The sequence below is a fragment of the Mesorhizobium sp. L-8-3 genome, assembly GCF_016756615.1.
In the GTDB taxonomy this organism is placed as follows: Bacteria; Pseudomonadota; Alphaproteobacteria; order Rhizobiales; family Rhizobiaceae.
In genome coordinates, this window is the sequence record NZ_AP023262.1 from 3238972 (window position 1) to 3257734 (window position 18763).

Sequence of the window (18763 nt, forward strand, 5' to 3'; positions counted from 1 at the left end):
AGACATGGCCGACGCAGATCGCAGCCGCCTCGACGAGATCGCCCGGGATCAACCGCCTTTCTCGCAATTGCTTGGGCTCCGCATCGTCAGTGCGACGCCCGACGAGGTGATCGCCGAGTTCGAGGCGACACCTGGGCTCGGAAACCGCAACGGCGTGTTGCATGGCGGGGCGCTGATGGGTGTCGCCGACAATATCGGCGGAACGGGAGCCTTCCTCAATCTCGCGCCCGGCGAGGGCACGACGACGGTCGAGAGCAAGACCAACTTCTTCCGCGCGGTGCCGATCGGCGACACGGCCCGCGCCACCTCCATCTGCCTCCACAAAGGGCGCAAGACCCTGGTCTGGCAGACCAGCATCACCCGCGGCGACGGAACGCTCGCCGCGATCGTGACGCAGACGCAGCTTGTCCTGCGCCCGTCGGAGGATTGAGACTGCCTGCGGCCACTGCCTGCAATCTGCGCTGTTGCCTTGTCTTTCGTGGATTTGCCCGAACGGGCATGGCCTTAGGGGTTCGGGGCTTCGTCGCCTCTGGCGCCTATCGCCTCTGGCCGGAGGTCAGGTGCTCGTCGGGGAGAATGCGGCGCGGACGCCAGGTCGCGTCGGCCCAGACGACCGCTGCCGTGAAGAACCCGAACACCGCCAGCACGGCGACGATAACCCACAAGGAATCGCTCGGCATGGTTGCCTCCTTTGATCGTGGGTTCGATCATGGAGGCGGTGCCCCAGGCCCGCTTTGATCCATATCAAGCAGCCGGAGGGCCTGCCTGCTATGCGGCCATCCACTCCTCTGCGGCGCGTTGCACGCTTTCATTCAGCGCTTCCGGCGCCAGTATGCCGCGCACGCGCGCGAACTCCTCGAAGGCGAGGCGTGCCGACGACGCGTCTATCTCTCCGCAGGCCGCGGCCCGGCAGGCGTCGAGCGCCATGGCATGGGACACGCTGCGGGGGCCATGCCATTCGATCAGCACCTGGAAGGCTTCCGATACCGTCTCGATGTCGCGCGGAAAGCCGACGCCGACGAAGATCGAAACCGGCTGAGCGAAATGGTGTGCGTTCATCTTGATCTCCAGTTGTGAAAGCCAGGAGTCGGCAAGGAATCCTGAAACCGTAGGCGGGCGCCCGATAACGCGCGACTTGGCTGTCCGTTGCATCGGCCTCATTCGAAGGGAGTGCAGGATGAAGGAGGCCATGCGCCGCAGGCACTATCGCATCGGCCCGAAGATCATGCGCGATTCCCGGCGAGGCATGATGCGTAAGTTCAAGGTTTGCGGCGCGATCGCGTTCTCCAGAGGGCTGCCGGAGCGGGTCGGTACGATGCCATCCGGCAGACAGGAGCGAATGTGATTCTGAGGGGAAGATGTCATTGCGGCGCAACGAGATTTGAAACCAGTGCGGTGCTGACGCGCTGCACCTGCAGTCGGCATCTCAACTTTGTTCTGCAGCAGCGCGATTGTCTCGGCCTGCGCAAGCATCAACGCGTCCTTCGCGCCCCTATCCAAAGCGATTTCGAGAAAGCCATGCACGCGGCCAATGACAATGCACCGCCCAAGAACCGGTCCAGTGCAAGTGATCATCGTTCCGGCGAAGGTGACGATCAATAGCAGCGAGGATTTCGGTCTTTTCCGTTGAAGGATCGATGTGCAAATGCTATCTAGATTTCGTATCTATAAAGGTGGTTGTCATGGCCTTGAGCATCAAGACGGAGGAAGCGGATCGGCTGGCGCGGGAATTGTCCCGCTTGACCGGCGAGACCATGACGGACGCCATTACCCAGGCGATGCGTGAGCGGCTGGAGCGGCTGCGCGCCGAGCGGGAGGCTCAGGGCGACTACGTCGCACGCATGAAGGCTTTCGTCCGCGAGCGCGCCGGCCGCTATGATCGTCGCCCGGTCACCAAGCAGGAATGGGATGAAGCTGTCGGCGACACGCCCGAAGAGCTTGGCGTCTCCCGATGATGATCGTCGACTCGTCCGCGATCATTGCGATCCTGTTCGAGGAGACGGAAGCGCCGGACTGCATGGCCGCTCTCCGGACGGATGCTTCGCGTCTCATATCGGCGGTGAACTATGTCGAGGCCGGCACTGTCATGGCGGGCAGGATCAAGGATGGAGATCGGCACGAGGCAATTGCCGATCTCGACGCGTTTCTGTCCGACTTCCAGATATCGATAGGGCCCATAGACGAGAACCTTGCCCGGGCCGCCATGAGGGCGCGTCTGGACTACGGCAAGGGATTCGGCACGCGAGGCGGGCTGAACTTCGGCGATTGCTTCGCCTATGCCCTCGCAAAACGACATTCGGCTCCTCTTCTCTACGTTGGCAACGATTTCGCGCTGACCGATGTTCAATCCGCCCTGTCGCTGTAGATGCAGAGAGTTCGAGCGGAGGTGAAGAACGGCGAGGCAGCAAAGGACAAAGAGAAGAGGATTGAGCTTATGACCCGTGTCGCCCTCTACGCCCGCTATTCCTCCGACAACCAGCGTGAGGCCTCGATCGAGGACCAGTTGCGCCAGTGCCGGGAGCGCGCGGCGCGCGAGGGCTGGACGGTGGTGGAGACCTATTCAGACCGCGCTATTTCTGGTGCGTCGCTCATCCGATCCGGCATCTAGTCGCTGCTGGCCGACGCGCAGGCAGGCCGCTTCGACATGGTGCTGTCGGAGGCTCTGGACCGCATCAGCCGCGATCAGGAAAACGTGGCGGGTGTGTTCAAGCGGCTGCGCTTTGCGGGTGTGACGATCGTCACTGCTGTCGTCGATCGAGCGCTGCCCTCGACAAAGGGGCGGAGGAATGCGGTCCGATCTCCTACCGCTTCGCCTTGGACAGTTCCTTTTCGAAGGCCGCCCTGGCGTCGTCCACGATGCGCTTCAGCAGCGCCCGGTCGACGAAGGCCCTGGGGTCACCGGCGTCGCGCCGCGCGGCGCGCTGCAGAACGCCGCCGAGGCCGGGGTGGGAGGGTAGGACAACGTCGGCCTCCATCGCACCGACGGTCCCGAAGCTGCGGCGATAGTCGGCGGCGATCGTCGGATAGGTCATGTTGCCGGCAAGCACATTGCCGGCGACGCTCAGGCTGCAGGGGAAGACGACCCGCAGGGTCTCGCCGTTCTCGATCACGGGAACGGACCAGGTGGTGCAGCCCTTGGTGTGGCCCGGCGTCAGCGTGGCGGTGAGTTCGAGGCTGCCGACGGTGACGACCTCGCCGTCCTTCAGCGCATGGTCGACGGTCACCGGCGGGAAGGTGAGAAAGGAATAGGCACTGTCGCCGTCGTGCTTGCCGTTTTCGAGCGCCCAGCGGTCGCCTTCGCTGGCATAGAGCGCCGCACCGCTGTGTCGCTTCAGTTCGGCCAGGGCTCCGGCATGGTCGATATGGGCATGGCTGAGGAGCAGGATGTCGACGTCGCCGAGCGGCATGCCGAGGGCTTCCACATTGGCTTCGACCAGCGCGGCATTTTCCGGCATGGTGCCGTCGATCAGGACGGCTTCGCCGCCCGACCGGATGAGATAGGCGGCGAGGCCCTTGGTGCCGACATAATAGATGTCGCCGACGATGCGGAACGGCCTGGTCGGTTCTGTCCATTCCGCCGGGAATTCTTCGGCGGCCGCGAGGCTGGCCAGCCGGATCCCGACAAGAAGCGTGAGGGAGATGGCACCGGCGAAGAGCATAGATTTTTTCATTGTCGTCCCAGGGTTGCGGAGGCATGGAGCTGGCGGGTTGCTTGAGCAGGCTGTTGAATAGAGGTGCTTTTCCCGGTTCGCAAACGACCAGAATTGTAGGGAGCCATAAAATAAATTGTGGCTCTGTTCGCGGCTGCTCGGTCCTCACAGGAAAAATCTGCTGCGGAACATGGTCCGTCGCTGGTCGCAATCTACGGTTTTATCTGCGATAAGGATCCGCCCGGTCGGCTGCCGGGCTCCACGCCTGTCGGGCAAACGAGGAAAGGCCATGACCATCAGCAGCTTGCGGATCATGCTCATCGCGGCGGCCGTCGGTGCCGTCACGTTTCAGTCGGCGGCGGCCGACGACACCAACAAGTCGATCGACGACCTGCTCGGCGACCATACTGTCTACCAGGCTGCGATCTCCGCCCTGCAGAAAGGCGTGACGGCGCACGACGCGGCCGCCGTCGCCGCACTCGTGCGCTATCCGATCAGTGTCGAGGTGAAGGGCAAGAAGATGGCCATCAAGTCCCCCAAGGACTTCATTGCCCACTACGACGCGATCATGACGCCCGAGATCAGCAAGGCGGTGACCGACCAGAAATATGCGGACCTGATGGTCAACAGCCAGGGCATCATGTTCGGCAACGGGCAGGTCTGGATCAACGGCATCTGCAAGGACGATGCCTGCAACAGGTTCGAAGCCAAGGTCATCACGATCCAGTCGGCCGGGCCGGAGTAGGAACGGGCGAGGGCGACCTCAGCCCTGCCTGGGCGGGCCGATCTGCTCGATCATCCATTCGAACATCAGATTGGTCAGGGGATCGGCCTTCATGCGCAGCGGCACGACGAAATAATAGGCGTTCTCCGTTTCGAGCGGCCGGTCCATGGCGACCGCGAGGCTCTTGTCCCTCAACTCCTTTTCAACCAGATAGCGGGGCAGGAGGGCGAGGCCCATGCCCGCCACGGTCGCTTCGATCAGCATGGTGAACTGGTCGAAGCGATGGCCCTGATAGGCCGAAGCGGTATCGACGCCTGATGCCTCGAACCAACTCGCCCAGGCCTTGGGGCGGGTGGACAGATGAAGCAGCGGCCCGGCCGCCAGGCTTGCCGGCTCGTGAAGCGCGCCTCCGGCCAGGAAATCGGGGCTCGCAACGGGCACGATCACTTCCTGGCAGACATAACGGCAGTCGGCATTCGCCCAGATCGGCTGTCCGTAATGGATGGCGGCGTCGAAACCCTGCTCTTCGAGGTCGAAGGGGGCGGAGCGCGAGGCCAGGCTGAGCGTCACGCCGGGGTGGCGCGCGAGAAAACCCGGCAGCCGCGGAACCAGCCAGCGGCTGCCGAAGGTCGGCAAAGTGGCGAGGCTGAGCTGTGAGGTCTGCGAGGTCGCCATGGCGCGCAGCATGGCCGCCTCGCTCTGCGCCAGCAGCCGGCGCGCATCGGGCAGGAATTTTTCGCCCGCCCGCGACAGCACCACACGTTGGCGCACCCGCTCGAACAGCAGCAGGCCGAGCTGTGCCTCCAATTCGCGGATCTGGCGGCTGACGGCGCTCTGGGTGAGATGCAATTCCTTGCCGGCCTGGGTGATGCTGCCATGGCGGGCAGCGCTTTCGAAGGCCTGCAGCTTGCCCAGGTCAGGGATGAGGGTTCGCGCGGTGGTCATTCCAATCTCGCATCAACTTAGCTGCGATTAGCGAAATTCATCCAGGCGTCAACCCGTTATGACGCCACCACGTCATGAAGTCATGCCCGATCTTGTCAAATCAGGAGTTGCGATGCCAGCGAACCGGTGCGTTTCACGCGACGAGATACGGGCGGCGTTTTCCGCCGCCATGTCGGCGATGTATCGCGCGGAGGTGCCTGCCTACGGCACGCTGATCTCGCTGGTCACGAAGGTCAACGCCGAAGCGCTGTCGCGGGACCAGGCCCTGCGCGCCAGCCTCGAGGCGACCGAGACGATCGAGCGGATTTCCGAGGAGCGCCACGGCGCGATCCGCCTGGGAACCGCGCAGGAGCTTGCCATGATGCGGCGGGTATTCGCGGTGATGGGCATGCTTCCGGTCGGCTACTACGATCTCAGCGAGGCCGGCGTGCCCGTCCATTCCACCGCCTTCCGGCCGATCGACGAGGCGGCGCTGAAGATCAACCCGTTCCGGGTGTTCACCTCGCTGCTGCGGCTCGATCTGATCGACGATGCCGAATTGCGGGAAGAGGCGCGGCGCATCCTGGCGGCGCGCCGCATCTTCTCCGACGCGGCGGTATCGCTGGTGGAGAAGGCGGAGCGCGACGGGGGCCTGTCGCGCGAGGATGCCGGCCTGTTCGTCTCGGAAGTGCTCGACACATTCCGCTGGCACGACCAGGCGCTGGTCGACCGCGCGCTTTATGAGCGGCTGCACGCCGCGCACCGCCTGATCGCCGATGTCGTCTCGTTCCGTGGGCCGCATATCAATCATCTGACGCCGCGCACCCTCGATATCGATGCCGTGCAGGAGCGGATGCCCGGCGAAGGCATTGTGCCGAAGGCCATAGTCGAAGGGCCGCCGACCCGCGCCTGTCCGGTGCTCTTGCGGCAGACTTCGTTCAAGGCGATCGAGGAGCGCGTGTCGTTCCGCGATGCGGCCGGTGATCCGCAGGCCGGCTCGCATACCGCGCGCTTCGGCGAGATCGAGCAGCGCGGCATCGCGCTGACGCCCAAGGGGCGTGCCCTCTACGACCGGCTGCTGAGGCAAGCGCGGGCGACGGTCCGCCCTGCGGCCGACGGATCGAACGCCGATGCCTATCGCGCCACGCTGGCGGCGAGCTTCGAGGCCTTTCCCGACGATTGGAACGAGATCCGCAAGGCCGGCCTCGGCTATTTCCTCTATACGGTCGAAGCCTCCGCTTTCGCTGCCGCCAAGGCGACCGGCATGGACATGGAAGACCTGATCGAGGCCGGTGTCGTGCGCTTCGATCCGATCGTTTATGAGGACTTCCTGCCGGTCAGCGCGGCCGGCATCTTCCAGTCCAATCTCGGCGACCATGCGGCGCAGGACTTCGTCGCGAGCCCGAACCAGCGGCTGTTCGAGCAGGCGCTGGGCGCACCGGTGGCGAACGAGTTCCAGCTTTATGCCGACATGGAAAAGGCGTCAGCCGAGCGCTGCCTCGCAGCATTGAGGGAAGGAGCGGCAGCGGCCTGACCGGCTGCCCACGCAAATCCCATGTGTCACGGGGCCGTGCAGGCCGACAGGAAAAGGAACCGACATGAGCATCAAGGACGAAACGGCCATATTGCTGGTCAAGCTGGGCGTGGATGAAAAGAGCCTTACGGGCGGGACGATGGCGTCCTTCAGCCCGGTGACGGGCGAGCAGGTGGCGTCGCTGCCGGCGACGACACCGGCGGAGGCCGCCGCCATGATCGACAAGGCGGACGCCGCTTTCCGGGCCTGGCGCCTGGTGCCGGCGCCCCGGCGCGGCGAACTGGTGCGCCTGTTCGGCGAGGAGCTGCGCGCGGCGAAGGCCGATCTTGGCCGCCTGGTTTCGATCGAGGCCGGCAAGATCCCGTCGGAAGGCCTCGGCGAGGTCCAGGAGATGATCGACATCTGCGACTTCGCCGTCGGCCTGTCGCGCCAGCTCTATGGCCTGACCATCGCCACCGAGCGCCCCGGCCACCGCATGATGGAGACCTGGCATCCGCTCGGCGTGGTCGGCGTCATCTCGGCCTTCAACTTCCCGGTCGCGGTGTGGTCGTGGAATGCGGCGCTCGCCCTGGTCTGCGGCAATGCGGTGGTGTGGAAGCCGTCGGAGAAGACGCCGCTCACGGCGCTTGCCTGCCAGGCGATCTTCGCCAGGGCGGCGGCGCGGTTCGGCGGCGTGCCGGAGGGGCTGAGCCAGGTGCTGATCGGCGACCGGGCGATCGGCGAGGTGCTGGTCGACCATGCCAGGGTGCCGCTGGTGTCGGCCACCGGCTCGACCCGCATGGGCCGCGAGGTCGGGCCGCGGCTGGCCAGGCGCTTCGCCCGCGCCATCCTGGAGCTGGGCGGCAACAATGCCGGCATCGTGTGCCCGTCGGCCGATCTCGACATGGCGCTGAGGGCGATCGCCTTCGGCGCGATGGGCACGGCCGGCCAGCGCTGCACGACGCTGCGGCGGCTGTTCGTGCATGACAGCGTCTATGAGGCGCTGCTGCCGCGGCTGCGGCGGGCCTATGAGAGCGTTTCGGTCGGCAGCCCGCTGGAGACCAACGCGCTGGTCGGGCCGCTGATCGACAAGGCGGCCTATGAGGCCATGCAGAAGGCGCTGACGGCGGCGCAGGCCGAGGGCGGCCGCATCACCGGCGGGGCGCGGGTGGAGACCGGCCATCAGGCGGCCTATTACGTGAAGCCGGCGCTGGTCGAGATGCCGCGCCAGGTGGCGCCGGTGACCGAGGAGACCTTCGCACCGATCCTCTATGTGATGCGCTACGGCGACTTCGACGCCGCACTTTCCGAGCACAATGCCGTGGGGGCGGGGCTGTCGTCGTCGATCTTCACGCTCGACCTGCAGGAGGCGGAGCGTTTCCTGGCCGCCGACGGCTCGGACTGCGGCATCGCCAATGTCAACATCGGCACATCAGGGGCCGAGATCGGCGGGGCGTTCGGCGGCGAGAAGGAGACCGGCGGCGGCCGCGAATCGGGCTCCGACGCCTGGAAGGCCTATATGCGAAGGGCCACCAACACGGTGAACTACTCCAAGGCGCTGCCGCTGGCGCAGGGGGTGTCGTTCGACATCGGGTGAGCGAATAGCGAGTAGCCAATAGCGAATAGGGATAAAAGGGTTAGCGCTGTCAGCGCCAGACCCTTGTTCCCCTATTCGCTACTCGCTATTCGCTATTCGCTCCCTTCCATCCCACGGCAGCGCACATGCTCGGCATTCCCCTCTTCGACCTCGTTTGGCTGGCCGTGGCGCTGTTGGCGGCCGGCGCGATGACGGGGCTGCTTGCCGGCGTCTTCGGTGTCGGGGGCGGGGCACTCGCCGTTCCCGTGCTCTACGAGCTGTTCAACTATGTCGGCGTGCCGGAAGAGGTGAGGATGCCGCTCTGCGTCGGTACTTCACTCGCGATCATCGTACCGACCTCGATCCGTTCCTTCCTTGCCCATCGGGCCAAGGGCGCGGTCGACGTGTCGATCCTCAAGGTCTGGGCGGCGCCGGTCGTGATCGGCGTCCTCGCGGGCAGCGTGGTCGCGCGCTACGCGCCGGCGGATCTGTTCAAGGCGGTGTTCGTGGCGGTCGCCGGTGTCTCGGCGCTGCGGCTGCTGTTCGGCAGGGACAGTTGGCGATTGGGCACGGAACTGCCCAGGCGCGGCATCATGATCGTCTATGGCTGGCTGATCGGGCTGCTTTCGGCCCTGATGGGCATCGGCGGCGGGCAACTCTCCAGCCTGTTCATGACCTTCTACGGCCGCCCCATCCACCAGGCGGTAGCGACCTCCTCGGGGCTGGGCATCCTGATCTCCATCCCCGGAGCCATCGGATATGTCTATGCGGGCTGGCCGCGGGCGGCCGAGTATCCCGACGTCGCTGCCCTGCAATTCCCGCTGGCGGCGGGATATGTCTCGCTGCTCGGCCTCATCGCCTTCATTCCGACCAGCACCTTGACGGCCCCGATCGGCGCGGGTCTCGCCCACAGGCTCTCCCGGCGCCAGCTCGAAATCGCCTTCGGCCTGTTCCTGATCTTCATCTGCATCAGGTTCCTGACTGACCTCGTCGACTGACGGGCCGCGCAAGTCGCGAGCGCGACCCGGGCGACCGGCGTAGGGCGAGACGACCGGCGTCGCTCGGCCGCTCGGGCGTCAGTATCCGCTCGGGCAGTTCGCGACGTAACGGCGTCCGTACTGGTCACGATAATAGCAGCGGCCGGGGTCGGCGGCGCGGCCGATGAGGGCGCCGGCGACGGTACCCACGGCAGCTCCGATCAGCGCACCTTCGGTGCGGCTGCCCGGAGCGGCCACCGCCGACCCGATCGCCGCACCACCGACGCCGCCGACGACGGCACCCTGTTGGGTCGAGGTGCATCCGGCAAGCGCGACCAGCGCCGCAATCACCATGGCAGATTTCTTCATATCGATCTCCTGTCCGGCCCCCTTGGCCACATACCAACCTACAAAGCGGGGATTCGATCCATGGGTACGTAATATCGGTTACGAAATGACCTCGGCCAAACGCGCCAGGACGCCGACGTCAGGTGCTCGATGCAATCGCCCTCAGGAGGTCGATCGTCTCATATTCGCGGTAGGAGGTCTCGTCATTGGTCGTGCCATAGCCAGGGCTCGCCGAGAGCTTGACGACGACCGTCCGCCTGCGCGGGCTGACATAGACGAACTGGTTGTAGACGCCGATCGCGGCGTAGTCGCCCTCGTCGCCGCCCATGACCCACCATTGATAGCCGTAGCCGAACAGCGAGTCGGACAGGTCGCTGGCGCCGGGCATGAGGTGCGCTGCGTCCGGCGTGATCGAGCCCTCTATCCAGCCTTCCGAAACGATCTGCCGCCCGTGCCACCGACCCCTGTTGCGGTAGAGTTCACCGATTTTCGCATAGTCGCGGGCCGTGGCGTTCAGCCCGGCATAGGCCATCTCCATGCCCTCGGAATCGACCAGCCAGTAGCCCGCCGCCTCCATGCCCAGAGGATGCCAGATCTTCTCCTCGACATAGTCGGCCAGAGAGCGCCCGGTCGCGGCGACCAGCAACATCCCCAGAACCTGCGTGTCGGTGCTGTTGTAGAGGTTGCAGGTGCCGGGCTCGCGCTGGCGTTCGAGCGTAGCGGCGAAAGCGTTGAACGATCCGCCATGAGCCGCGATATGGGCGAAGCGGTTGATGTCGGAAGAGGGGTCGCTGTAATCCTCGTTCCAGCGTGCCCCTGATGACATCTGCAAAATGTCCTTGATGCGCACGCCGTCATAGGCCGAACCGGCGAGAGTGGGCAGGTAGTCGGTGACCGGCTGCTCGATCGACGCCACGAAACCCTCGTCTACGGCGACGCCGAGGGCCAGCGAGACGAAGCTCTTGGCGACCGACATGGAAACCCATCTGACGTCGCGGCCGCCCCAGGGAGCATAGTGCTCGTGGACCACGGCCCCGTCACGGAGGACCAGCAGCGCCATCGTCTCGGTTTCGGCGAGAAAGGCTTCGACACTCCTGAGCGTTCCCTCATGGACAAAGGTGGATGGGAGCGTGATGGACGCCGCTTCGGGGAAATGGAAGGGCGCGGGCGACGCGCTCATGACGGCCACAGGGAAGAGGGTGTCCAACCGCTGGAAGTTGTCACGCTGGCTGGCGCCGGTGAACAGGCTGAAGATATAGTCGGCGCGGTTCATGTCGATGGCCTTCGTTGCTCGGCGGACATGCGCAATCGGCCAAGCCGCGCAAACAGTCAAGACGCCGACCGGTGGTCCGGGCCGCCGGACGGGGAGACCAAGACGCCGCCTAAGACGGGGTCAGCGCGTTGTCGAAGGCGAAGCGCGGGTCGGTGCCAACCCGGTCATAGACCCGCCACCGAAGCGAATTCGCCCCGACATGGAAAACGGCCGTGGCGAGCGTGTTCTCGTGGTCGGGATCGTCCGGCTGCTCGCGAAGGATCGGCAGGACAGGGTCGCCCTTGTCCCATAGCGCGGAAAGAGGATCGAAGCGCATTTCACTACGAGAACCGGCCATGATGGCGTCGCCGCGCTGTTGCCTGGATCGGGACGAGCCGGTGACGACCTGCGGCTCTTCCGAGCGACCGGGATGGACAAGATGGTTCGCATGGAGCCGCGGCTCATCGACGGTGATCGCCGTGCAGCCCGAATGGGTGAATTCGATGCTGAGAAGGTGGGGGTCGCCGCGCTGCGCCAGCGTCATATGGAAGGCACCGGCACGCTTTGACGTTTCGAGCAGTTTCACCGCTTCGTCCAGCGTCGCGCAATCCAGCAGGGCACGCCCGAGCAGCATGCGCGGCAGGCCGGTGCCGGTGTCGCGCGAGCGTATGTTGTTGACCGTCTGGACGAGGCCGGCTTCGGTCACGGCGAAAGTGTGTCCCGGGATCGATGCCGGATAGACGAAAGCCGTGAACGCCTTGCCGTCGCGGGGCCGCACATTAGCGAGCGCGCAATGGCCGCGAAGCCCGGGATCGCCGTCTTCATTGTGCGCGATCACGGGCTCGTCCCCCGGGAGTTGCACGGTCGTGCAGCCGTCTGATGCCATCGCCCAGACGTCGCCGCGGCAGTTCCACAGGAACACCTCGTCGAGCGGCAGGCCGAGGCCATGCGCCAATCCCTGCAGTTCCTGCCAGTGGGCGGGGAAGCGCTCTTCGACCATCCGGCGCATGACAGCGACGCGCCGATCGTCGCGGAAGGCCATGACGGAAGCCCAGGCGTGCCTGGCCACGAGGTGGCGATGGGCGATTTCGGCGCCGAAACGGCCGAGTTGGAAGCCGACGTCGTAAGGCGTTCCGCTCGCCTCCAGGAAGTGGAGCCGGCCGCTATCGTCAGTGGACATGCTGAAGGAATTCCCGCAGGCGTGGATTTTCGGGATCGGCCAGAAGCGCGGCCGGATTGCCGTCCACCGAGATCTTGCCGCCTTCCATGAAGATGAGCCGCGTGCCGACCTGGCGGGCGAAGGCCATCTCATGGGTGACGACGATCATCGTCATGCCCTCTTCGGCGAGCGACTGCATCACACGCAGCACCTCATGGCGTAGCTCCGGATCGAGTGCGGAGGTCGGTTCGTCGAACAGCATCAGCTTCGGCTTGACGGCGAGCGCGCGGGCGATCGCCACACGCTGCTGCTGCCCGCCCGAAAGCTCGGAAGGGTAGTGATGGCCGCGATCGGCGAGGCCGACCTTGGCGAGCAGCGCCTGTGCCTGCTCGAGCGCTTCCGACCGGCTTGCGCCGCGCACGCGACGCGGGCCGAAGGCGACATTCTGCAAGGCGGTCATCTGCGGAAACAGGTTGAACTGCTGGAACACCATGCCGGCTTCCTGGCGGATCAGCCGGACCTTGGAGCGTCCGGACCTGACGCTGATGTCGTCGACGATGAGGTCGCCGCCATTGATCTCCTCGAGCGCGTTGATGCAGCGCAGGAGAGTGGACTTGCCCGAACCCGAGGGGCCGATCAGCACGACGACCTCGCCGGGATCGATCGCCAGGTCGACCTCGTTCAGAACCACGACCTTGCCGAAGGTCTTGGTGACCTTTCGAAACTCGACGATGCTCATAGGATCCGCATCCTCTTTTCCGTCATGCGCAGGATGAGGGTCAGCGAGCCGGTCATCAGCAGATAGAGGATGGCGACGGCCGTCCAGATCTCGACGGCGCGGAAATTGGCGGCCATGATCTCCTGCCCCTGCCGGGTGAGCTCGCCCACGCCGATGACGATGAACAGCGACGTGTCCTTGAGGCTGACGATGAACTGGTTGCCGAGCGCCGGGATCATGCGGCGGAAGGCCACCGGGCCGACGATGTAGACGAGCACCTTCCACATCGGCAGGCCGAGCGCGAGGCCCGCTTCCTTGAGGCCCTTCTGGACCGACAGGAACGAGCCGCGCACGATCTCGGCGATATAGGCGCCGGCATTGACGACGATGGCGGTGATGGCGGCCGTCATCGGATTGACGCGGATGTCGGCCAGCACCGGCAGCGCGAAATAGATGAACATGACCTGGACGACGATCGGCGTGCCGCGGATCAGTTCGACATAGGTGAAGGCGATCGCGTTGAGCAAGGTATTGCCGTAGGCGCGCATCAGGCCGGCGACGAAGCCGACAACGAGGCCTCCGGCCAGGCCGGCCAGCGTGATGAGCACGGTGAGGCGCGCGCCGCCGATGAGGGCGGGCATCGCTTCGGCGATGACGGACCAGTCGAATTCCATGGCAGGACCCGTTCAAGGAGTGAGGCGCGCCGGCGAGCCGGCGCGCATAGGGAGGGTACTCAGCTCTTCGGTTCGGTCCCGAACCACTTCTTGTAGATCGCGTCGTAGCGGCCGTCCTTCTTCATGTTGCCCAGCGCGGCATTGACCTTGGCGACCAGGTCGCTGCCCTTGGGAAAGCCGATGCCGTATTGATGCGCCATCATCTGCTCGCCCACGGCCTTGACCTTGCCGCCGCCGGCCGTCGCGACGTAGTAGAGCACGTTCGGCGTGTCGTGCATGGCGGCGTCGACGCGACCGGTCTGCAGCTCCAGATAGGCATTGTCGACATTCGGGAACTGGCGCAGTTCGGTTTCCTTGAAATTCTCCTTGGCATAGTCGGTGGCCGAGGTGCCGGTCTTGACCGCCAGCACCTTGCCCTTCAGGTCGTCGGCACCGGCGATCGCGCTGTCGGCGGGCACCATCAGCAGGAAGCCGCTGTCGTAATAGCCGTCGGAGAAGTCGATGACCTTCTTGCGCTCGTCCTTGATGGTGATGCCGGCAAGCGCGACGTCGACCTGCTTGGTCTGCAGGGCCGGGATGATGCCGTTGAAGTCCATCGGCTGCAGCGTGTAGGTGACGCCGATTTCCTTGGCGATCGCGTCCCACATGTCGATGTCGAAGCCGACATATTTGTCGCCTTCCTTGAACTCGAACGGCACAAAGGCGGTGTCGGTCGCCACCACGAGATCCTCGGCGCGCGAGGGCTGCGTGAAGGCGAGGGCGCTCGCGAAGACTGCGAAGAGAAGAGTGTGGAGTTTCATTGTCTGTTCCCCTTTTCTGGTGACTTGATGATGGACGGCCGTTCAGGAGGCCGGGATTGACGCGAGCGCGGCGTCGATCGCATCGCCGAGGCGTTCGACGATGCGGGCGATGTCGTTGCGCTCCACGATGAAGGGCGGCGCAAGAAGCACGTGGTCGCCGAGGCGCCCGTCGATGGTGCCGCCCATCGGATAGACCATCAGGCCCCGCGCCATGGCTTCCTTCTTGATGCGGGCATGCAGCTTGAGGCCGGGATCGAACGGCCGCTTGCTCATGCGATCGGCGACGATCTCGACACCGCGAAAGAGGCCGCGCCCGCGGATGTCGCCGACATGGTGATGATTGCCGAGCCGCTCGTTCAACTGCTGTTCGAGCTCGCCGCCCATGGCGACGACATTGGCGAGCAGCTTGTCGCGCCGGATCACCTGCTGCACCGCGAGCCCGGCCGCGGCGGCCATCGGATGGCCCATATAGGTGTGGCCGTGCTGGAAGAAACCGGAGCCGTCGGCAAAGGCCTGGAAGATCTGCCGGGACAGCAGCACCGCGCCGAGCGGCTGATAGCCGCCGCCTAGGCCCTTGGCGATGGTCATCAGGTCGGGTGCGACGCCGTCCTGCTCGCAGGCATGCAGCGTGCCGGTGCGGCCCATGCCGCACATCACCTCGTCCAGGATGAGCAGGATGCCGTAGCGGTCGCAGATGGCGCGGATCTGCCTGAAATAGTCGGCGACGGGAGGGACGGCGCCCGCCGTCGCACCGACGACCGTTTCCGCCACGAAGGCGATGACCTGATCGGCGCCGAGCTCGAGGATCTTCTGCTCGAGCTGCGCGGCCGCACGGCTCGCATAGGCCTCGTCGCTCTCGCCGGTCTCTTGCAGGCGGTAGGCGTAGCAGGGGTCGATGTGGTGCGTCTCGATGAGCAACGGCTTGAACTGCGCCCGCCGCCACTCGTTGCCGCCGGCCGCCAGCGCCCCCAGCGTGTTGCCGTGATAACTCTGGCGGCGGGCGATGATGTGCCGGCGCTGCGGTTCGCCCTTCTCGACGAAATATTGCCGCGCCATCTTCAGCGCCGCCTCGACCGCCTCGGAGCCGCCGGAGACGAGGTAGACATGACTCAGTCCTGCCGGCGCGTCCTCGACCAGAAGTTCGGCCAGTTGCTCGGCCGCTTCGGAAGTGAAGAAGCCCGTATGCGCATAGGCCAGCCTGTCCAGCTGCTCATGCAGGGCTGCGAGCACCGCGGGGTGGCCGTGCCCCAGGCATGAAACGGCCGCTCCCCCTGATGCGTCGATATAGGCCTTGCCGTCGGTATCGTAGAGTTCGATGCCCTTGCCGCCGACGGCGACCGGCGGGACAGCGTGAATGGCGCGGTGGAGGAGGCGGGTCATGGACGCTTCGTTCTTGCCTGGAAGTGGGTGTTCAATGCGGCCGATTGCCTGTCCATGCGGGCAAGCGCTTTGCCCGCGGCGTCTGCCTCATGGCCGGCGACGAGGGCGCCGAGGATTTCGGCCACGACGAAGGCCGGCGACATGGTGTGCAGGAAGGAGGGGCTCTCGGTCGGCACGACCACCGACACGGTCGCGAGTTGGGCAAGCGGGGCGACGAGACTGTCGGTGATCGCGACGACGGATACGCCGCAGGACCTGGCGTATTCGGTGATCTCCAGCGTCTGCCGCGTATAGGGAAGAACGCTGACCGCTACCATCACGTCTTCAGACGTCGCGCTGCCCAGGGCGTCCACGCCGATACCGCCCACGGCGTCGAGCATGGCCGATTGCTTGCCGGCCAGCGACAGGATGTAGTGCAGGTGCCAGGCGGTCGGATGGCTGGAGCGCAGGCCGAGGCAGTAGACCCTGCGCGCGCCGGCGATGCGGCGGGCAGCCTCCACGAGATTGTCGAGCCCGGCGGGCTGGGAAAGGGCTGCGATCTGCGTTCCGATGCCGCTCACCATGTCGGCGGCGAGCGCATGGTCGCCCTTGAGCTTCTGGCTCTTCGCCTGTGCCCCGACGCGGCCGGCGAAGCCCGTGCCCTCGTGGCGCATGGCATCGGCATGAAGCTGGCGGATGTCCTCATAGCCGGCGAAACCCAGATGCTTGGCGAGGCGCGTCATCGTGGCCGGCTGGACGTCGGCCTGGCGCGCCTGCTCCCGCATCGACAGCAGCGCCACCTCGCGCGGATGGTCGAGCACATAGCGCGCTGCGGCCTGCAACTGCCCCGACATGTCGTCGAAGTCGCGAATAATCGTTTCGGTGAGCGGGCCGGACTTCATTCCATCCCAATACAACGGCATCGGAAGGATTGCAACATATGTTTCAATATTGCATCATATGATTGGATTGGATCATGAGATGGAGCGCGCCGTGGCGGACCAGGACGAACAGCGACGAGTGGCGATCGCGGTGGCGCCGAATGGCGGGCGTTGGACCAAGGCGGACCATCCGGCGATCCCGCTCAGCCCGGCCGAACTGGCGCGGACGGCGACCGAGTGCCTGGAGGCCGGCGCCGGCATGATCCATGTGCATGTGCGCCGACCCGATGGCCGGCATCTGCTCGATGCCGACGCCTATCGCGAGGCCATCGCCGCCATCCGCGCGGCGACGGGCGCGCGCATGGTGATCCAGATCACGACCGAAGCGCTCGGCATCTATGCGCCGGCCGAGCAGGTCGCGGTGCTGAAAGAGGTCAGGCCGGAGGCGGCTTCGCTGGCACTGCGGGAGATCGTGCCTGATGACGCCGCCGAACCGGCGTTTGCCGACACGCTCTCCTGGATGAAGCGGGAGCATGTGCTGCCGCAGATCATCCTCTACGACCCCTCGGAAGCCGTCCGGCTCGCCGGCATGATCCGGCGCGGCTTGGTGCCGTGGCAGGACATTCCGGTTCTCTATGTACTCGGCCGATACACTGTTTCGCAGACCTCGCAGCCGGCCGACCTGCTGCCGTTCCTCGCTCCCGACATGCCCCGCTTCGCCAATTGGAGCGTATGCGCGTTCGGGCGGCACGAGGCGGCCTGCGTAACCGCCGCCGCGCTGCTCGGAGGGCATGTGCGGGTCGGCTTTGAAAACAACCTGCTCTTGCCCGACGGTCGTCTCGCTCCTTCCAATGCCGCGCTCGTCGAGGCCGTCACGACCGCGACGCGCGCGTTGGGCCTCGGGCTGTGCGACGCCACGGCGATCCGCGAGCTAGCGCGGGCATGAATGCACCCTCGAACTGAGGTGCTTCCGACGCTGCCCTTGGCTTTCCAGTATTCGATATGTATACGTTTCATATACGAATAATATATGGAGATCCTCATGGGCATCGTGAACATAGACGATGATTTGCACGATCAACTGCGCAGAGCGAGCAAGGTATCGTGTCGTTCGATCAATGCGCAGGCTGCCTTCTGGATCAAGGTCGGCATGCTGTGCGAGACCAATCCGACGCTCAGCTTCACCGAGATCATGGCGCGCGAGCTTGGTTCCGCAGGCGTTTCGGCTCAATCGCTTGCCTTGAGCGAAGCATGACGAAGCAGCCCCAGGAACTGGCGTTGCTGGCCGAATCCGGCCGGTTGCTGGCGTCCGTATTCGGGCTGCTGGACCGAACCCCGCTCGTTGGCATGTCAACACTTCAGATCAATGAAATGGTCGAGCGTTTCATCGTTCACGATCTCCAGGCGCGTCCCGCCAGCAAGGGCCAATATGGCTATGGTTTTGTGTTGAATTCTTCGGTGAACGATGTGGTCTGCCACGGCGTTCCATCGCAATCGAACGTGCTTCGGGACGGCGACATCGTCAATTTCGACATCACGCTCGAGAAGAACGGCTATATCGCAGATTCCAGCAAGACCTATCTCGTCGGCGAGGTAAATCCGGCCGCCAAGAGGCTGGTCCAGACCGCCTACGAAGCCATGTGGATGGGCATCCGGGCGGTTCGCCCGGGCGCGCGTCTCGGAGACATCGGCTGGGCGATCGAACGACATGCCAAGCGAAACGGCTATTCCGTGGTGCGTGAATATTGCGGTCACGGCATCGGCCGGGTGATGCATGAGGAACCGCAGGTCCTGCACTTCGGAAAGCCGGGATCCGGCCTCGCCCTCCGCGAGGGCATGGTGTTCACGATCGAACCGATGCTCAATCGGGGCCGGCGGAGTGTGAAAACCGAGGCCGACGGTTGGACTGTCGTGACGAGAGACGGGTCGCTTTCCGCACAGTTCGAGCACACCGTTGCCGTGACGGCTTCCGGCGTGTCGGTGCTGACGCTGCGTCCCGGAGAAAGAGGCTCCGGACCAACCAACCAGGTCAGCCCCGGGGCATGAGCAAGTCAGCCCGGCATGAACAAAGTCAGCCAGGCATGAGCAAGTCAGCCCGGCATGAGCAAGGTCAGCCAGGCATGAGCAAGGTCAGCCGGGCATGACCTGCGCTACGCCGGTCTGTTCGTGAACCGCGTCGGTTCTTTGCGGCTGCCGCCGTCCAATTGA

At 65.1% G+C, this 18763-nt stretch carries 23 protein-coding genes and 1 pseudogene; 11 read left to right on the top strand and 13 right to left on the bottom strand.

Features of this window, described 5'->3' with window-relative positions:
- The first annotated feature begins 4 nt into the window (after positions 1-4).
- Positions 5-430, top strand: coding sequence for a PaaI family thioesterase (locus JN302_RS15120; RefSeq protein ID WP_202333429.1), 426 nt, complete (start codon positions 5-7; stop codon positions 428-430).
- 106 nt (positions 431-536) lie between these two features.
- On the opposite strand, the gene JN302_RS15125 is transcribed toward JN302_RS15120, so the two are convergent.
- From JN302_RS15125 to JN302_RS15135, 3 genes are all read right to left on the bottom strand, one after another.
- A complete protein-coding gene (locus tag JN302_RS15125; RefSeq protein ID WP_202333430.1) occupies positions 537-680 on the bottom strand; it encodes a hypothetical protein in 144 nt (47 codons plus the stop codon).
- 88 nt (positions 681-768) lie between these two features.
- Positions 769-1059 carry a DUF982 domain-containing protein gene (locus JN302_RS15130; protein WP_202313171.1) on the bottom strand — a complete coding sequence of 97 codons (291 nt, stop codon included), beginning with the start codon at positions 1057-1059 and terminating at the stop codon, positions 769-771.
- 144 nt (positions 1060-1203) lie between these two features.
- A complete protein-coding gene (locus tag JN302_RS15135) occupies positions 1204-1599 on the bottom strand; it encodes a hypothetical protein (RefSeq protein WP_202333431.1) in 396 nt (131 codons plus the stop codon).
- 83 nt (positions 1600-1682) lie between these two features.
- On the opposite strand from JN302_RS15135, the gene JN302_RS15140 reads away from it, so the two are divergent.
- From JN302_RS15140 to JN302_RS15150, 3 genes and pseudogenes are all read left to right on the top strand, one after another.
- Positions 1683-1955 (top strand): type II toxin-antitoxin system VapB family antitoxin, encoded by a 273-nt coding sequence (locus tag JN302_RS15140; RefSeq protein ID WP_202313173.1) that lies wholly within the window; start codon positions 1683-1685, stop codon positions 1953-1955.
- On the top strand, positions 1952-2365 hold the full coding sequence (locus JN302_RS15145) for a type II toxin-antitoxin system VapC family toxin (RefSeq protein WP_244743328.1): 414 nt from the start codon (positions 1952-1954) through the stop codon (positions 2363-2365). Before JN302_RS15140 ends, JN302_RS15145 begins: the two co-directional genes overlap by 4 nt.
- Positions 2366-2434: 69 nt before the next feature.
- A pseudogene (locus tag JN302_RS15150) lies at positions 2435-2743 on the top strand (recombinase family protein); the annotation flags it as partial.
- Positions 2744-2801: 58 nt separating this feature from the next.
- Here the strand turns inward: JN302_RS15150 and bla are convergent.
- Entirely contained in the window at positions 2802-3671 is an 870-nt protein-coding gene (gene bla / locus JN302_RS15155; protein WP_244846372.1) for a subclass B3 metallo-beta-lactamase, read from the bottom strand.
- A 268-nt stretch (positions 3672-3939) separates the two neighbouring features.
- Between bla and JN302_RS15160 the strand changes: the two genes are divergently transcribed.
- On the top strand, positions 3940-4395 hold the full coding sequence (locus tag JN302_RS15160) for a hypothetical protein (RefSeq protein WP_202333432.1): 456 nt from the start codon (positions 3940-3942) through the stop codon (positions 4393-4395).
- 18 nt (positions 4396-4413) lie between these two features.
- Here JN302_RS15160 and JN302_RS15165 read toward each other — a convergent pair whose 3' ends face one another.
- Entirely contained in the window at positions 4414-5319 is a 906-nt protein-coding gene (locus tag JN302_RS15165; protein ID WP_202333433.1) for a LysR family transcriptional regulator, read from the bottom strand.
- 112 nt (positions 5320-5431) lie between these two features.
- Here JN302_RS15165 and hglS point away from each other — a divergent pair, with 112 nt between their 5' ends.
- The 3 genes from hglS (at position 5432) to JN302_RS15180 (ending at position 9385) form a co-directional block, all read left to right on the top strand.
- Complete coding sequence (gene hglS / locus JN302_RS15170) at positions 5432-6832, top strand: 2-oxoadipate dioxygenase/decarboxylase HglS (RefSeq protein WP_202333434.1); 1401 nt, start codon at positions 5432-5434, stop codon at positions 6830-6832.
- Positions 6833-6896: 64 nt separating this feature from the next.
- Positions 6897-8408, top strand: a complete 1512-nt coding sequence (gene amaB / locus JN302_RS15175) for an L-piperidine-6-carboxylate dehydrogenase (protein ID WP_202333435.1) — start codon at positions 6897-6899, stop codon at positions 8406-8408.
- 125 nt (positions 8409-8533) lie between these two features.
- On the top strand, positions 8534-9385 hold the full coding sequence (locus JN302_RS15180) for a sulfite exporter TauE/SafE family protein (RefSeq protein ID WP_202333436.1): 852 nt from the start codon (positions 8534-8536) through the stop codon (positions 9383-9385).
- 78 nt (positions 9386-9463) lie between these two features.
- Here the strand turns inward: JN302_RS15180 and JN302_RS15185 are convergent, their stop codons facing one another.
- From JN302_RS15185 to JN302_RS15220, 8 genes are all read right to left on the bottom strand, one after another.
- Entirely contained in the window at positions 9464-9733 is a 270-nt protein-coding gene (locus tag JN302_RS15185; RefSeq protein WP_202313183.1) for a glycine zipper domain-containing protein, read from the bottom strand.
- A gap of 118 nt (positions 9734-9851) precedes the next feature.
- On the bottom strand, positions 9852-10985 hold the full coding sequence (locus JN302_RS15190) for a serine hydrolase domain-containing protein (RefSeq protein WP_202333437.1): 1134 nt from the start codon (positions 10983-10985) through the stop codon (positions 9852-9854).
- Positions 10986-11094: 109 nt separating this feature from the next.
- Positions 11095-12144, bottom strand: coding sequence for a C45 family autoproteolytic acyltransferase/hydolase (locus JN302_RS15195; protein ID WP_202333438.1), 1050 nt, complete (start codon positions 12142-12144; stop codon positions 11095-11097).
- Entirely contained in the window at positions 12134-12862 is a 729-nt protein-coding gene (glnQ, locus tag JN302_RS15200) for a glutamine ABC transporter ATP-binding protein GlnQ (protein ID WP_202333439.1), read from the bottom strand. Before glnQ ends, JN302_RS15195 begins: the two co-directional genes overlap by 11 nt.
- A complete protein-coding gene (gene glnP, locus JN302_RS15205) occupies positions 12859-13515 on the bottom strand; it encodes a glutamine ABC transporter permease GlnP (RefSeq protein ID WP_202333440.1) in 657 nt (218 codons plus the stop codon). The genes glnQ and glnP overlap by 4 nt, the downstream gene beginning before the upstream one ends.
- A 59-nt stretch (positions 13516-13574) precedes the next feature.
- On the bottom strand, positions 13575-14315 hold the full coding sequence (gene glnH, locus JN302_RS15210) for a glutamine ABC transporter substrate-binding protein GlnH (RefSeq protein ID WP_202333441.1): 741 nt from the start codon (positions 14313-14315) through the stop codon (positions 13575-13577).
- A 42-nt stretch (positions 14316-14357) separates the two neighbouring features.
- The gene (locus JN302_RS15215; protein WP_202333442.1) at positions 14358-15695 is read right to left on the bottom strand and encodes an aspartate aminotransferase family protein; all 1338 of its coding nucleotides are present in this window, start codon (positions 15693-15695) and stop codon (positions 14358-14360) included.
- Positions 15692-16576, bottom strand: a complete 885-nt coding sequence (locus JN302_RS15220) for a MurR/RpiR family transcriptional regulator (RefSeq protein ID WP_202333443.1) — start codon at positions 16574-16576, stop codon at positions 15692-15694. The genes JN302_RS15215 and JN302_RS15220 overlap by 4 nt, the downstream gene beginning before the upstream one ends.
- Before the next feature lie 91 nt (positions 16577-16667).
- Here JN302_RS15220 and JN302_RS15225 point away from each other — a divergent pair, with 91 nt between their 5' ends.
- The 3 genes from JN302_RS15225 to map all read left to right on the top strand — a co-directional run bounded on the left by JN302_RS15225 (position 16668) and on the right by map (position 18601).
- Entirely contained in the window at positions 16668-17501 is an 834-nt protein-coding gene (locus JN302_RS15225) for a 3-keto-5-aminohexanoate cleavage protein (RefSeq protein ID WP_244846374.1), read from the top strand.
- 96 nt (positions 17502-17597) lie between these two features.
- Positions 17598-17810, top strand: coding sequence for a ParD-like family protein (locus tag JN302_RS15230; RefSeq protein WP_202333445.1), 213 nt, complete (start codon positions 17598-17600; stop codon positions 17808-17810).
- Entirely contained in the window at positions 17807-18601 is a 795-nt protein-coding gene (gene map / locus JN302_RS15235; RefSeq protein WP_202333446.1) for a type I methionyl aminopeptidase, read from the top strand. The genes JN302_RS15230 and map overlap by 4 nt, the downstream gene beginning before the upstream one ends.
- Positions 18602-18763: the final 162 nt, after the last annotated feature.

What these genes read in the sequence shown, in the direction of transcription:
- JN302_RS15120 (WP_202333429.1), top strand. Translation starts at nt 5, where the DNA reads ATGGCCGACGCAGATCGCAGCCGCCTCGACGAGATCGCCCGGGATCAA.
- JN302_RS15125 (WP_202333430.1), bottom strand. Translation starts at nt 680, where the DNA reads ATGCCGAGCGATTCCTTGTGGGTTATCGTCGCCGTGCTGGCGGTGTTC.
- JN302_RS15130 (WP_202313171.1), bottom strand. Translation starts at nt 1,059, where the DNA reads ATGAACGCACACCATTTCGCTCAGCCGGTTTCGATCTTCGTCGGCGTC.
- JN302_RS15140 (WP_202313173.1), top strand. Translation starts at nt 1,683, where the DNA reads ATGGCCTTGAGCATCAAGACGGAGGAAGCGGATCGGCTGGCGCGGGAA.
- JN302_RS15145 (WP_244743328.1), top strand. Translation starts at nt 1,952, where the DNA reads ATGATGATCGTCGACTCGTCCGCGATCATTGCGATCCTGTTCGAGGAG.
- bla (WP_244846372.1), bottom strand. Translation starts at nt 3,671, where the DNA reads ATGAAAAAATCTATGCTCTTCGCCGGTGCCATCTCCCTCACGCTTCTT.
- JN302_RS15160 (WP_202333432.1), top strand. Translation starts at nt 3,940, where the DNA reads ATGACCATCAGCAGCTTGCGGATCATGCTCATCGCGGCGGCCGTCGGT.
- JN302_RS15165 (WP_202333433.1), bottom strand. Translation starts at nt 5,319, where the DNA reads ATGACCACCGCGCGAACCCTCATCCCTGACCTGGGCAAGCTGCAGGCC.
- hglS (WP_202333434.1), top strand. Translation starts at nt 5,432, where the DNA reads ATGCCAGCGAACCGGTGCGTTTCACGCGACGAGATACGGGCGGCGTTT.
- amaB (WP_202333435.1), top strand. Translation starts at nt 6,897, where the DNA reads ATGAGCATCAAGGACGAAACGGCCATATTGCTGGTCAAGCTGGGCGTG.
- JN302_RS15180 (WP_202333436.1), top strand. Translation starts at nt 8,534, where the DNA reads ATGCTCGGCATTCCCCTCTTCGACCTCGTTTGGCTGGCCGTGGCGCTG.
- JN302_RS15185 (WP_202313183.1), bottom strand. Translation starts at nt 9,733, where the DNA reads ATGAAGAAATCTGCCATGGTGATTGCGGCGCTGGTCGCGCTTGCCGGA.
- JN302_RS15190 (WP_202333437.1), bottom strand. Translation starts at nt 10,985, where the DNA reads ATGAACCGCGCCGACTATATCTTCAGCCTGTTCACCGGCGCCAGCCAG.
- JN302_RS15195 (WP_202333438.1), bottom strand. Translation starts at nt 12,144, where the DNA reads ATGTCCACTGACGATAGCGGCCGGCTCCACTTCCTGGAGGCGAGCGGA.
- glnQ (WP_202333439.1), bottom strand. Translation starts at nt 12,862, where the DNA reads ATGAGCATCGTCGAGTTTCGAAAGGTCACCAAGACCTTCGGCAAGGTC.
- glnP (WP_202333440.1), bottom strand. Translation starts at nt 13,515, where the DNA reads ATGGAATTCGACTGGTCCGTCATCGCCGAAGCGATGCCCGCCCTCATC.
- glnH (WP_202333441.1), bottom strand. Translation starts at nt 14,315, where the DNA reads ATGAAACTCCACACTCTTCTCTTCGCAGTCTTCGCGAGCGCCCTCGCC.
- JN302_RS15215 (WP_202333442.1), bottom strand. Translation starts at nt 15,695, where the DNA reads ATGACCCGCCTCCTCCACCGCGCCATTCACGCTGTCCCGCCGGTCGCC.
- JN302_RS15220 (WP_202333443.1), bottom strand. Translation starts at nt 16,576, where the DNA reads ATGAAGTCCGGCCCGCTCACCGAAACGATTATTCGCGACTTCGACGAC.
- JN302_RS15230 (WP_202333445.1), top strand. Translation starts at nt 17,598, where the DNA reads ATGGGCATCGTGAACATAGACGATGATTTGCACGATCAACTGCGCAGA.
- map (WP_202333446.1), top strand. Translation starts at nt 17,807, where the DNA reads ATGACGAAGCAGCCCCAGGAACTGGCGTTGCTGGCCGAATCCGGCCGG.